The organism is Bacteroides xylanisolvens, from assembly GCF_018289135.1.
Taxonomy (GTDB): Bacteria; Bacteroidota; Bacteroidia; order Bacteroidales; family Bacteroidaceae; genus Bacteroides; species Bacteroides xylanisolvens.
The window spans coordinates 1,518,024-1,530,564 of record NZ_CP072216.1; the positions used below are offsets into that span (position 1 = coordinate 1,518,024).

The window sequence follows — 12,541 nt, forward strand, 5'->3', positions numbered from 1 at the left end:
TGTAAGACATATATGTTATACGTTGTATATCAATACAATATAATTTCATGTGTCTTATCAAAGAAACAAGACAGGAACAAAATCAATAATTTAAGCGATTCTTCGCTTTTCACATTTCACTTAGTTTCATCCTTTGCACTTGGTTGTACTAAAATGTTTTTTAAGCCATTTTCCCCGACAACCAGTCGCTCTTCTGAGAATATATTGTTGAAGCGCATCGATGAATTGTTGCAGCCAAAAGAGAAAATGAGCAAAAGTATATCTTCAGATTACATTCGCCGGAATTTTTATTATCCGCAAAGGTAAGCATTTCCATCAAGTCATAGGCATATGGAAAGGCAAATATGCCTACCTAAATTTAGTTTACTTTGTTTAGCATATATATAGGCTAATGTACTAAACTAAACCGAATTTTCACCTCTTCTTGCACTTTCTTCACATAACAGCGCAGTTAAAAAGAATACGAAACAACATCGTATTTTTCTCTTTTGGCTGCAATATCAATTTCGACATAAGATTGTGTCATTCAATAAAAAATCGTGAGATCGTTAAAAACAGAGGTTTTTTATTATGCACGAATCAAATAAAAGCAGTACATTTGTCAAAGAATGACAAATAACGAAACATAAAATGCTATTTGCTCAAAGAATAAAAGAGGCTCGAATTAAAAATGGATTGCTACAAAAAGAATTAGCAATAGCTCTAAACATAGATATACCTATGTATAGCCGAATCGAACGTGGAGATCGATTCGCTAAAAGAGAACAAGTAATTCATCTTTCCTCTATATTGAATATTGAGCGAGATGAATTACTAAGCCTTTGGATTGCAGATAGAGTAAACGCAGTTATAGGAGAAGATAAAAACATTGCTGATAAAGCTTTGAAAATAATAGTGGATGATAGAATATGGAAATAAAAACAACGCATACGCTTATTAATGGTGATAGTCGGAATCTATCTTTGATACCGGATAAATCCGTTCATTTGATAATTACATCGCCACCGTATTGGCAATTAAAAGATTATGGAACCGATAGTCAAATCGGATTCCATGATAGTTACGAGAGTTATATCAATAATTTGAACACCGTATGGTCGGAATGCAATCGTATATTGCATGACGGTTGCCGTTTGTGTGTAAATATCGGGGATCAATTCGCTCGCTCCGTTTATTACGGACGCTATAAAGTAATACCTATAAGAACAGAAATCATTCGTTTTTGCGAGTCGCTCGGAATGGATTATATGGGAGCGATTATATGGCAAAAGCAGACCACAATGAACACGACCGGTGGAGGAGCGGTTATGGGAAGTTTCCCATATCCTCGGAACGGTATTCTGAAAATCGATTATGAATTCATTCTGATATTCAAAAAGCAAGGCAAAGCACCAGTTCCCACTGCCGAACAAAAAAAATGTTCGGCAATGACGAAAGAGGAGTGGAATACCTTTTTCGCCTCCCATTGGAATTTTGGCGGAGCAAAACAAGATGGGCATATTGCTGTCTTTCCTGAAGAATTGCCGCACCGTTTAATCAAAATGTTCTCTTTTGCTGGAGAAACGGTATTCGATCCATTCATGGGTAGCGGAACTACGGCTTTGGCAGCGCGTAATCTGCAACGTAATTCTATCGGGTATGAAATAAATCCCGATTATAAAAAATACTATGAGGAAAAGGTCGCTTCATCCTTTTCGTTCGGCAATGTAGAATATAGATACAGCAACGATATATCTGTTTTCGACATTGACGAAAAGATGAAAACTTTGCCTTATATATTCAGTGACCCGCACAAAATGGAAAGCAAAATCGAGATTAAGAAATTGCAATTCGGTTCACGGATAGATAAAGACAAGAAAGAACGGGAAGAGTATTTTTCTGTAAAAACGATCTTGTCACCAAATACTATTGTATTGAACAATGGACTTACCATACGACTGCTCGGAATCAAAGAAAAGCCGTCTGTCAATGGTAATGCGACAAAATTTCTTGTGGAAAAGACAAAAGGCAGGAAGGTCTTTTTGCGTTACGATGCCATAAAGTATGATGATAAAGACTTGTTGTTGTGTTACTTATACTTGGATAACAAGACTTTTATAAATGCACATATGCTGAAAAATGGTTTGGCAGACGTGGACTATTCTTTTGATTTCAAATATAAAAACAAATTCGAGAAACTGATAACCCTATAATGTTATGGATAGATATTCAATGAATTTCGGGAAAAAGGAACGAGTTCTGAACTATGCTTGCCAAACTTATCAATTATCCCGTCCTAATAAAGTCGGTGCAGTTATGGCTCTTATACGTGATTGCCAACCATCCTCTTTCGAAGAGTGGCAATCATGGTATTTCGATAACGCCCATACAGCAGGTAAGAACCCGACAAAAATAACGGTAGAAAGTTTGAAAGAATTAGGAGAACGGCTATATGCTAAAATTACAGAAGTCGTTATACCCGAATGGGAATCCGCTTTTCGAGAGTTGACTGAACAAGATTGTATCGATTATATTTATAATCTTACCATAAATCGTACTTACGACGGTTATTTACGAGAAAAGTCCGTTATCAATGATGGTTTAGCCAAAATATTTTCCGACATAACTTTTGAAGAAAGCGATCCTGAATTGGATCATGCCGGAGATATCGACTATATTGCAAAAGTCGGAGATAAAGCGATAGGCATACAAATCAAGCCGATAACTGCAAGTGCCAATTTCGGAAGTTATTCTCTAACGGAACGGATGAAAGCGAGTTTCGAATCATTCAAAGAGCAATATGGCGGAAATGTATTTATAGTATTTAGTTTGGATGGAGAAATAGCCAATAAAGAAGTAATAGAACAAATCAAATTAGAAATAAATCGATTATCATAATAAACTCATGAATCCAATAGGTATAAAAATATCTAATTCGTTATTAGATGTAATGCAAGACGGCAGAGAATTTGAGAGTCTGCTTGGTTATCAATACAATAATTTGGATGTTCTCAGAGAAATCAGACGTAGTATATCTGAAATATATGCTGTTAGAAATAATCCTGTTGTATGTTATGTTACAAATGTAGTTCAAGGCAATATAAACAATTCAATCGATGGAACAGATGATCTTCCTTTTAATGAGATGATATCGTCGGTTCCTGCTGATGCAAAAGAAATAGATATAGTATTGGTTACTCCTGGAGGGTCTGCAAATCAGGTCAATAGTTTTGTTAACGTACTACGACCTCGCTTTGAAAAAGTGAATTTTATCGTTCTAAATATGGCGATGAGTGCAGGTACAATCTTAATTATGTCAGGAGATGAAATTATCATGTCTGCTCAATCAAAATTTGGTCCTATAGATCCTCAAATTCCGAATAAGGAAGGTCGATTTATTCCTGCACAGTCAATATTGGTAGCATTAGAAGGAATTCGTATTAGAGGAGAAGAAAAACTCAAACAAAATCAGCAACCGGATTGGACGGATATTCAGTTACTGAGAAATATGGATGCGCGAGATATTGGATTAGCGCAAAGTGCAAGCAAGTATTCAATCGATATGGTTAAAGACTTTCTTGTTAAATTCAAGTTCAAAGCATGGAATACTCATTCTTCAACAAATACACCTGTTACAAACGATGAAAAAATAAAAAGAGCTAATGAAATAGCTAATCTTTTATGTAGTCATAGCAACTGGAAAAGCCATGGTCATGCTATTAATAGGGATGTTGCTTGGAATGTCTGTAAACTTAAAATTACCCATTCAGAGTCAATTGATGGGCTGGATAAAGCTATGCGACGAATGTGGGCAATGTTTTATTGGATATTTGAAAATACAGGAATTGTTAAAATATTTATTTCCAACAACTATTGTGTCATAAGAAATGCAGCTCCCATTAATATTCCATTAACTCCTCAAAGAAGATGAAATCGTTAAATAGTACATTAAAAGAGGCGGGGTTCTCCGAGAAGTTTATAGATGCAATTAATAATGCAGACTTCCCGGCAAACCAATACAAAGAAATTGAAAACACAAGCTTTCAATCACATGAAAATATGTTCCAAAGTTCAACAACATTAGAAATTAAGGAATCAAATAATATGTCTGCTAATTATTTCGCCATAGACATAGCCTCAGAGTAAGCATCTTATATTATACTTAATTATTGATGCTCATTATCAGACTTCTGTATGCGAAAGAGGTCAGTCCCAAGTGTCTTGGGGCTGATTTTATTTTGCCATTATATAATACTACATGAACTTATCCATGTGCCACGAAATTTATTTCGGGGGAGCCTAATACCCCAACCGCCTTACTGCGTCGGGAGGATTGCCATACAATCTGCAAGCAGAAATTGTAAGATTGTCCAATGTAATTCTAAAAAAGATCACAAATAATCTGCCAAAATGACACTATTATGCCATAAATATGGCTATTTTGTGCCAAATACATGATTGGCATTTTTATTGTCCTTATTTTTTAAACTTAAAATTAATAGACATGGGAATTAAGCCAGGACCAAAAAGGATTGCAAAATCCACAGGGAAACCAGACAGACGTCAAAGAGACAACAAGCAGACACCAGGGAATACGCCGTCTCTTAAGCCCCATATTCATAAAAAGGGGGATTAAAAAGAATACCGCTGGCATTGTGCTTCAGCGGTGTTTTTTGTCAATATGAAAGTATATATTTGATTTGGAAGTTTTATAAACTTCGCTATCGTTATACACCTATGCGCTTTCTTTTCAGTTGTTTTTACGAAACGGTTTACTTTAGTTTTCTTGCCCTATATATAGAGAAATACTAAACTAAACAGAATTATATATGCCCGCGCGGGAATAAACTGCACCAGCAAAAAACATCGGGCAACCCTAAAATTCGGCAGCTGCTTTAGTCGAACAATCCGTTTACTAAATTGACCGCATCATCCTTTTTCTGGTTGATGATTTTGGCATACACCTGCGTCATCTTGACATCTGCATGGCCGAGTAATTTCGAGGTCGTGTAGAGGTCTGCACCGAGCGTCAGCATCATCGTCGCAAACGTGTGCCGACTGGTGTGGAACGAAAACCGCTTATCTATTCCAGCCGCTTTCGCCCAAGGTTTGAGAAGCGTGTTTATCATCGTTGGGCTCGGCAAATCGAATACATGATCTTCCGATGTCTTCTCTCCACGTTCCGGCATCCACTTCAACGCTTCAGGGGAAAGAGGTAGATAAATCGGCTCTTTGGTCTTTTGCATGGATACGGCCAAACGGTATTGTCCTCTATCGACAAACACGTCTTTCCACTTCAAACTGATAATATCGCTTATCCGCAGTCCGCAGAAGCAGGAGAACAAATAAGCCTGTTTTACGGCTTCGTTTTTCATCGGAGTACCAATCAATGCCCGAACCTCTTCTATGGTCATATAAGACCGCTTACTTTCCGGCAGACGGATTTTATCCGAATTGTTGATTTTGGTAAAAGGATTGACTTTTATAATTTCCGCTCGTACGGCTGCATTCAAAGCTCCGTTCAAGATACGGTAGTAGGTGTGAAGCGTAAAGTTAGATACCCGTTTCCCTTTGGGGCGATACTCCGTCAGCAAGTAGTCGATATACTCTTGGCAGAACGCCTTGTCAATTTGATCCATTGTCATACGTTCTCCGGCATAATCTTTCAGTATGCGGATAGTAACTTGGATTTGGTTTCCATCTTTTTTTCCTCGCTTTGCCTGATTCTCTTTGTAGGTTTCCATCCAGTCCAGAAGAAAAACCTTTTCACGGGTTTCGATACCCGCTTCTCCGTTGGTCAGTTGGATAATGCGCTTCGACTTGATAGCATTGGCGGCAGCCATTGTCGTTTCGTTCTGTCTACGGGCATTGTGATCCGTTTCTGGAATAAGATACATCTTCAGATATTCATACGTCCGTTTGCCGTCGCGGTATATATCCAGATACAGGCTTTTGTTTCCATTGGCCAACTCTTTCATCCGAAGACGGATAGGTTCTTTGACTTTTGCGGGCTTCTTTACTCGTGGCATAATTCCTCCTTGCTTTACTCGTTATTTCTGCCACAAAGGTAGAAAGAATAATCCGAATTAAGGAACAAATAAGAAACAAAAATGTACCGAAAAAGAGCCAAGCAACAATAATCAAGTAAAACAAGAGAAGATGCAGATATAGCTTAATTGCTTATTATACAGCATATTTATTTTCATTTGATTGACTTTTGTTTTCCTCCATAATTTATACTTTATAAATCTGGTAAATTTCAAAAGGAACAGGGATAACAATAACACTCATCACTTGTATTTTCGTATGTGTTACCTATGCGCATATCTATACAAGTGTGGGGTATTGTTTATTTGTTCCTTAGGTTTACCAGAACCTCCCGATAGATAAACAGACGACTCCACACTTTCTTTTTTATGTATAACCTCATTTTAGGGAGTCGAAATGATATTATAAATAGGATGTTTATGGAAAAAATTTCGGCAATTCCCAAACCTGAAATTGGAGTTAGAATTCTTCTTTCCCAAGAAGTTGGTGTAAAAAAACACAATGAAGATTTTTTAATTCTAACAGTACTATTCTGTTTATTCATGTTATGTTGGATATTTGCGTTTTTAAATTTTATAGGAATAGATGTTTAATAATATAAACTTTGATTATATGGAAAACAATAATGAAATAAAAAAGATTGATTCTTCAATGGTTGAATGTCCCTTTTGTAAGAATGTGATAGAAGCTCCTTCTAAACCGGACGTTATATTCAAATGTCCCAAATGTTATAAGGAGCTTATTACTTATGATAAAAGTAATGAGCCTACACTAAATTATTCACAAAATTCCACAACTCTCAATTGTAAAAATATGTCCTTAATTTATTGTAAAGATTGCGGGAAGCAAATATCAGATAGTGCTTCAAACTGTCCATTCTGTGGTTGTTCACAAAATAACATCCCATCTAATAATAACGAAATTAGTCTAAGTTATCTGTTCGTCAGCTTCTTAATACCACTGATTGGTCTGATTTTGTGCTTTACTTCATGGAATCGCCATGAAGGAAAAACAAAATCTGCTTTGATAGGTACATTAGTCGGAATCATATTTACAGCAATACTTTATTCTATTATCTAAACATATTCATTCTCATGAATAATTCTGATAAGTTCATTTTATTTAGTATCATAGTTATAATAGGATTACTAATCATCTGGGGTGTTTCTTTTCAGAAAGATTATCTCCCTGAATTCAATCCCAATGCAAGTGAAGAACAAAAGACAAACTGGATTAAGGCAAAAACAAAAGAATATATTAAAAACAATTTGTACAATAATGAAGAATATATAGCATTAAAATGGGAAGGAAGTGGTTATACTGATGATTTAGGTCATACAACTACGTATAGCACTTTTCATATACCTTCCGTTGAATGGAATACATTGCGCCTTTCACATACATTCAAAATAATCAATAAAAAAGGTTGTGAATCTCATTATTGTAAACATATTGAATTTGACAAAAAAGGGAATATTACAAATTTTGTCAATCGTATTGATGGAGAAGATTATACAGGGATAGAACAAATTACAGGTATGATACAAGGTCCATTAAGAAATAGTAATAACGAGGAGCTTATAATATGGGGAGAGGATATAGTAAGAAAACATATTTCAGAAAATCTGAATAACTCACAAAAATATATTCCTATAGAATGGACACTATATACAAAATTAACTTTAGAACGAAAAGTCTTTGATGCGTTGGATTTTACATTTTCTTCTATTAAACAAGTTGCTGATTTTCATCCTAACTGGATACACGCAGCATTATGTATTGAGCATAAATATATAATAGAAGGAAGAGATGGATATAAGCAAACAAAGCACAGCGTATTCATAATATCTCCCAAAGGAAAAGTTAAAGAAGTTTCCTACGGATATTTCTCTATTAGTAAAAGTGCAGAGGAACAGTACAAGCTATTATTTACCAATTTTTATTGATATAGAATTTGTCATGCTTTAATATTATTGTTTATGAGAAAGTATATTTTTTTATTCCTGCTTTTATGTTTTACAACAAATGTTTTAGGACAAAATACGGAAAGTTCTCAAACGGAACAACATCAATTAGTTGAATGGTCAAAAAACTGTATCAAGGAGTTTTTCAATGCAGTATCATTATCGGATACTCTCATTCATGAACCTATTGAATGGATCTTAATTGTGCAAGACGCACGTTATCCCATAAAATTGAAAATGGAGGAGCAAAAAACAGACACACTTCGCGGTTGTATAAAACTTCTTGATAGCAGAGGAGTGTTTGACCAATATTTTGAAATATCAGAAGCCCCTGATGCATTTATAGCTGTATCATTGGTTCATAATATAAAATCCAAACGTACAGGTTTAAAAGTAGAATCAGGTGAAATTACATTCGTTCTTGATAATAAAGGAAAGGTATTGGAAATCAAGGACTATGTTAGACCTATGGCAATACGCCAAATGACGACAATGCTAGTGCTTGATAAGACAAAGCAACTATTAGCTGAAAACTTAGGTAAGGATATATTAAAGTTGGAATGGAAATTTCAATCTGATACTCAAAACTGGGTATTAGAAAATGATAATAAAATTATTTACCGATTGACACCTCTTGAAATTATCTATTTTGCTCAAAAATTTATGAGAAAAAGAAATTAGATTTATTTCTATTCAATCAATAGTTCGTTAAACATTTCCTTAACACTTATGCTACGTAAAGAATTGGAGAACTACATGACACATCACATAGAAGAACGAAAACATAACTTTCATCATTAAACTAATTTTATTTATATGAAACCAAGAGAATATGAAGAGTATATCCGAGAATTATTCAATAAACAAGGATATACCACTGAATTAACTCCACAAAGCGGAGATTATGGAATTGATATTTTTGCCACAAAAGGAAGGGAAAAGATAGCGATTCAAGTAAAAATGTACGGAAACTCTAGAAAAGTAAATAGAAGCATGATAATGGAGTTACATGGTGCAAAAGATTATTTTGGATGCAATAAAGCTATTTTAGTTACCAATGGAGAAATCATGCCTGATGCTATAGAAGTAGCCAACCGTCTACAAATAGATTTGCAAATAATTGATTATCCTGACAAAACAACCAAAACAGCAGAAGGTACCCTTTATTCATCAGCCTCCCCCAAAAAAGTACAAGATATAGAATCTAAGAGCTCAAACATTTTTTTTACCAATGAGGAATACACGTTCGATTCCATTTGGGAAACATACATTATGCCACTCAAAGGGAAAACTTTGTATAATAACCGAGGAAAAGAAAATATAATCACAAACGTAGATTGGGCAGGAATAACAAGAATAACCTCACAAGGAAACCCAGGTAAAATTGAAATAGAACATTTCAAAAATGCCATTAAAATACTATTAAAAAAAGGAGAAATCACTCGGGATTATATCAACCAGAATTGCGTAAAACGAGCTTCTTCCGGTATTGTATTAATCTTGTCACAAGTACCATTCTTTAAGTTGGATGAAAACCCCTTAAGACTTACTTTTAAGTTGAAAGAATAAGTTTTACTTTCAAAAATGACAGTATCATACCTTGAAAAATGAACTTTAAGCGTAAGCACTCAGCCTGTTTCCTCTTTGATAAAATGAGATATTCGATGCGAAGGTTACGGACAGTGAAAGTGTAAACTACGAAAGTGTAAAGAAGCGATTTTCCCTTTTTTCTTTCATCGTTTAATGTAAAGTTTTCCAATTTTGATCTATCTTTGCCTCACTAATTAATTCAAGAAAAGTTATGATACTGAACGAAAGAGATGCCCGTCATGAGCATGTATTACAAGTAGCCCGCCAGATGATGACGGCTGCGCGTACTGCTCCGAAAGGAAAAGGAATCGATATTATCGAAGTGGCCCTAATCACAGATGAAGAGATTAAACAACTATCGGACACTATGATAGCTATGGTAGAAGAACACGGAATGAAATTTTTCCTTCGTGATGCCGACAACATCTTAAGTGCCGAATGTGTTGTATTGATAGGAACACGCGAGCAGACACAAGGCTTAAACTGCGGTCATTGCGGCTTCACCACCTGCGACGGACGTACAGAAGGAGTTCCTTGCGCATTGAACAGCATAGACGTAGGTATCGCCATAGGTTCCGCCTGCGCTACTGCCGCCGATTTGCGTGTAGACACACGTGTGATGTTCTCCGCCGGGCTGGCAGCACAACGCCTGAACTGGCTGAAAGACTGCAAGATGGTAATGGCCATTCCTGTAAGTGCATCTTCTAAGAATCCGTTCTTTGACCGGAAGCCAAAGCAAGAAACGAATTCATAATAATACGTAATGATGCGTAACAGGCACACTGACGACTGACGCAGACAATAAACTGATTTTATAAATAACTAAATAGATAATAGTCTAATGGGAATCATGGTTGGACTTCCCAGCCCAAGTGGCTCGGAGAAAGATTTGCAGTTGAATTTCGGCAAAAACATGACCGTGCAGGTAGAAATGAGAGCACCTCATTTGCCCGCCGAATGGCATACGCAGAGTGGTATACAGTTGACATGGCCACACACCGGTACAGACTGGGCATACATGCTGGCAGAAGTGCAAGAGTGTTTTATAAACATAGCCAGGGAAATAGCGAAGCGAGAGTTACTATTGATTGTCACCCCCGAACCGGAAGAAGTGAAAAAACAGATAGCCGCTACCGTCAACATGAACAACGTCCGCTTTCTGGAATGTGCCACCAATGACACATGGGCACGCGACCACGGAGCCATCACCATGATAGACACCGGCACCCCTTCCCTGCTCGACTTTACATTCAACGGCTGGGGACTGAAATTTGCTTCCGAACTGGATAATCAAATCACCAAACAAGCGGTAGAAGCCGGAGCCTTGAAAGGCCAGTATATAGACCGTCTCGACTTCGTTCTCGAAGGAGGCTCCATCGAAAGCGACGGAATGGGCACACTGCTCACTACCTCCGAATGTCTGCTTTCTCCCCAGCGGAACGGGCGACTGAACCAAGTAGAGATAGAAGAATACCTGAAATCAACCTTCCACCTGCAAAAGGTTCTTTGGTTAGACCACGGCTATCTTGCCGGCGACGACACTGACAGCCACATCGACACTTTGGCACGTTTCTGTTCTACCGACACCATTGCTTACGTAAAATGCGATGACAAAGAAGACGAACACTACCAAGCATTACTCGCAATGGAGGAACAACTGAAAACATTCCGCACCTTAGCAGGAGAACCCTATCGCCTGTTAGCCTTACCGATGGCGGACAAGATCGAAGAAGACGGCGAACGCCTACCCGCAACTTACGCCAACTTCCTGATTATGAACGAAGTGATTCTCTACCCGACATACCATCAGCCGGCAAATGACCAAAAAGCAAGAGAAGTGTTACAACAAGCATTTCCAGGCCATCAGATAATCGGAATAGACTGCCGTGCCCTGATTAAGCAACACGGTTCCCTGCATTGTGTCACCATGCAATACCCATTGGGAGTTATAAAATAACGAATGAATCAACCAAGTAATTATTCATCATGAAAAAGATAAAAGTCGGAATCATCCAACAATCCAATACCGCAGATATTCGGGTCAACCTGATGAACCTCGCAAAGAGTATCGAGGCTTGCGCTGCTCACGGTGCGCAACTGATTGTGCTTCAAGAGTTACACAATTCACTTTATTTCTGCCAAACAGAAAACACCAACCTGTTTGATCTGGCTGAACCCATTCCCGGACCATCCACAGGCTTTTATTCCGAGTTGGCAGCCGCCAATAAAGTAGTCCTTGTCACCTCTCTTTTTGAGAAACGTGCCCCCGGACTATATCATAACACCGCTGTTGTGTTCGACCGCGACGGAAGCATTGCGGGTAAATACCGGAAAATGCATATTCCCGATGATCCGGCTTACTACGAAAAATTCTATTTCACTCCCGGAGACATCGGTTTTGAACCCATTCAAACCTCTTTAGGAAAGCTGGGCGTACTGGTATGCTGGGATCAATGGTATCCGGAAGCTGCCCGCCTGATGGCACTGAAAGGTGCGGAACTTTTAATTTATCCTACTGCCATCGGCTGGGAAAGCAGTGACACGGACGACGAAAAAGCCCGCCAACTTAACGCCTGGATTATTTCGCAGCGTGCCCATGCCGTTGCCAATGGTCTTCCTGTTATCTCCGTCAACCGTGTAGGACACGAGCCCGATCCTTCCGGACAGACAAACGGCATCCTATTTTGGGGAAACAGTTTCGTAGCAGGACCGCAAGGAGAATTCCTGGCACAAGCCGGAAACGATCATCCGGAAAACATGGTAGTGGAAATAGATATGGAACGCTCGGAAAACGTCCGCCGCTGGTGGCCTTTCCTCCGTGATCGCCGGATTGACGAATACGAAGGGCTTACCAAACGCTTCCTCGATTAAAGTTCAATGCAGAAGTTCCCCAATAAAGTTCACTCCCAAAGACATAAGAGAGGATATTTATAAATATCACAACAAAAAAAAGGAGCCGT

General features: G+C 37.8%; 13 protein-coding genes. 12 read left to right on the plus strand and 1 reads right to left on the minus strand.

The genetic code is table 11. The annotated features are described in order from the left end of the window. The first annotated feature begins 630 nt into the window (after positions 1 to 630). Genes INE92_RS06245 through INE92_RS06265 form a run of 5 tightly spaced genes read left to right on the plus strand, consistent with a single transcriptional unit; the run spans position 631 to position 4,125 of the window. Positions 631 to 918, plus strand: a complete 288-nt coding sequence (locus INE92_RS06245) for a helix-turn-helix domain-containing protein (RefSeq protein ID WP_233476884.1) — start codon at positions 631 to 633, stop codon at positions 916 to 918. Then, the gene (locus INE92_RS06250; RefSeq protein ID WP_211421201.1) at positions 909 to 2,192 is read left to right on the plus strand and encodes a DNA methyltransferase; all 1,284 of its coding nucleotides are present in this window, start codon (positions 909 to 911) and stop codon (positions 2,190 to 2,192) included. Before INE92_RS06245 ends, INE92_RS06250 begins: the two co-directional genes overlap by 10 nt. Before the next feature lie 4 nt (positions 2,193 to 2,196). Next, positions 2,197 to 2,877 carry an MjaI family restriction endonuclease gene (locus tag INE92_RS06255; RefSeq protein WP_233476885.1) on the plus strand — a complete coding sequence of 227 codons (681 nt, stop codon included), beginning with the start codon at positions 2,197 to 2,199 and terminating at the stop codon, positions 2,875 to 2,877. Positions 2,878 to 2,884: 7 nt separating this feature from the next. Next, a complete protein-coding gene (locus INE92_RS06260; protein WP_212701985.1) occupies positions 2,885 to 3,910 on the plus strand; it encodes an SDH family Clp fold serine proteinase in 1,026 nt (341 codons plus the stop codon). Continuing rightward, positions 3,907 to 4,125 carry a hypothetical protein gene (locus INE92_RS06265; protein WP_211421203.1) on the plus strand — a complete coding sequence of 73 codons (219 nt, stop codon included), beginning with the start codon at positions 3,907 to 3,909 and terminating at the stop codon, positions 4,123 to 4,125. The genes INE92_RS06260 and INE92_RS06265 overlap by 4 nt, the downstream gene beginning before the upstream one ends. A gap of 749 nt (positions 4,126 to 4,874) precedes the next feature. Here the strand turns inward: INE92_RS06265 and INE92_RS06270 are convergent. Further along, entirely contained in the window at positions 4,875 to 6,008 is a 1,134-nt protein-coding gene (locus INE92_RS06270; protein ID WP_022063873.1) for a site-specific integrase, read from the minus strand. Between the two features lie 438 nt (positions 6,009 to 6,446). Between INE92_RS06270 and INE92_RS06275 the strand changes: the two genes are divergently transcribed. The 7 genes from INE92_RS06275 to INE92_RS06305 all read left to right on the plus strand — a co-directional run bounded on the left by INE92_RS06275 (position 6,447) and on the right by INE92_RS06305 (position 12,452). Further along, entirely contained in the window at positions 6,447 to 6,620 is a 174-nt protein-coding gene (locus INE92_RS06275; RefSeq protein WP_008640217.1) for a hypothetical protein, read from the plus strand. Positions 6,621 to 7,121: 501 nt separating this feature from the next. Beyond that, positions 7,122 to 7,973 carry a hypothetical protein gene (locus INE92_RS06280; RefSeq protein WP_004312880.1) on the plus strand — a complete coding sequence of 284 codons (852 nt, stop codon included), beginning with the start codon at positions 7,122 to 7,124 and terminating at the stop codon, positions 7,971 to 7,973. A 33-nt stretch (positions 7,974 to 8,006) separates the two neighbouring features. Continuing rightward, positions 8,007 to 8,672: a hypothetical protein gene (locus tag INE92_RS06285; RefSeq protein ID WP_004312881.1), complete on the plus strand. Its 666-nt coding sequence runs from the start codon at positions 8,007 to 8,009 to the stop codon at positions 8,670 to 8,672. Between the two features lie 135 nt (positions 8,673 to 8,807). After that, positions 8,808 to 9,560: a restriction endonuclease gene (locus INE92_RS06290; RefSeq protein WP_004312882.1), complete on the plus strand. Its 753-nt coding sequence runs from the start codon at positions 8,808 to 8,810 to the stop codon at positions 9,558 to 9,560. 232 nt (positions 9,561 to 9,792) lie between these two features. Next, complete coding sequence (locus INE92_RS06295; protein WP_004312883.1) at positions 9,793 to 10,335, plus strand: ferredoxin domain-containing protein; 543 nt, start codon at positions 9,793 to 9,795, stop codon at positions 10,333 to 10,335. 87 nt (positions 10,336 to 10,422) lie between these two features. Continuing rightward, positions 10,423 to 11,538 (plus strand): agmatine deiminase family protein, encoded by a 1,116-nt coding sequence (locus tag INE92_RS06300; RefSeq protein ID WP_004312884.1) that lies wholly within the window; start codon positions 10,423 to 10,425, stop codon positions 11,536 to 11,538. Between the two features lie 29 nt (positions 11,539 to 11,567). Then, on the plus strand, positions 11,568 to 12,452 hold the full coding sequence (locus tag INE92_RS06305; RefSeq protein WP_015531126.1) for a carbon-nitrogen hydrolase: 885 nt from the start codon (positions 11,568 to 11,570) through the stop codon (positions 12,450 to 12,452). The last annotated feature ends 89 nt before the right edge of the window (positions 12,453 to 12,541 follow it).

What these genes read in the sequence shown, in the direction of transcription:
- INE92_RS06245 (WP_233476884.1), top strand. Translation starts at nt 631, where the DNA reads ATGCTATTTGCTCAAAGAATAAAAGAGGCTCGAATTAAAAATGGATTG.
- INE92_RS06250 (WP_211421201.1), top strand. Translation starts at nt 909, where the DNA reads ATGGAAATAAAAACAACGCATACGCTTATTAATGGTGATAGTCGGAAT.
- INE92_RS06255 (WP_233476885.1), top strand. Translation starts at nt 2,197, where the DNA reads ATGGATAGATATTCAATGAATTTCGGGAAAAAGGAACGAGTTCTGAAC.
- INE92_RS06260 (WP_212701985.1), top strand. Translation starts at nt 2,885, where the DNA reads ATGAATCCAATAGGTATAAAAATATCTAATTCGTTATTAGATGTAATG.
- INE92_RS06265 (WP_211421203.1), top strand. Translation starts at nt 3,907, where the DNA reads ATGAAATCGTTAAATAGTACATTAAAAGAGGCGGGGTTCTCCGAGAAG.
- INE92_RS06270 (WP_022063873.1), bottom strand. Translation starts at nt 6,008, where the DNA reads ATGCCACGAGTAAAGAAGCCCGCAAAAGTCAAAGAACCTATCCGTCTT.
- INE92_RS06275 (WP_008640217.1), top strand. Translation starts at nt 6,447, where the DNA reads ATGGAAAAAATTTCGGCAATTCCCAAACCTGAAATTGGAGTTAGAATT.
- INE92_RS06280 (WP_004312880.1), top strand. Translation starts at nt 7,122, where the DNA reads ATGAATAATTCTGATAAGTTCATTTTATTTAGTATCATAGTTATAATA.
- INE92_RS06285 (WP_004312881.1), top strand. Translation starts at nt 8,007, where the DNA reads ATGAGAAAGTATATTTTTTTATTCCTGCTTTTATGTTTTACAACAAAT.
- INE92_RS06290 (WP_004312882.1), top strand. Translation starts at nt 8,808, where the DNA reads ATGAAACCAAGAGAATATGAAGAGTATATCCGAGAATTATTCAATAAA.
- INE92_RS06295 (WP_004312883.1), top strand. Translation starts at nt 9,793, where the DNA reads ATGATACTGAACGAAAGAGATGCCCGTCATGAGCATGTATTACAAGTA.
- INE92_RS06300 (WP_004312884.1), top strand. Translation starts at nt 10,423, where the DNA reads ATGGGAATCATGGTTGGACTTCCCAGCCCAAGTGGCTCGGAGAAAGAT.
- INE92_RS06305 (WP_015531126.1), top strand. Translation starts at nt 11,568, where the DNA reads ATGAAAAAGATAAAAGTCGGAATCATCCAACAATCCAATACCGCAGAT.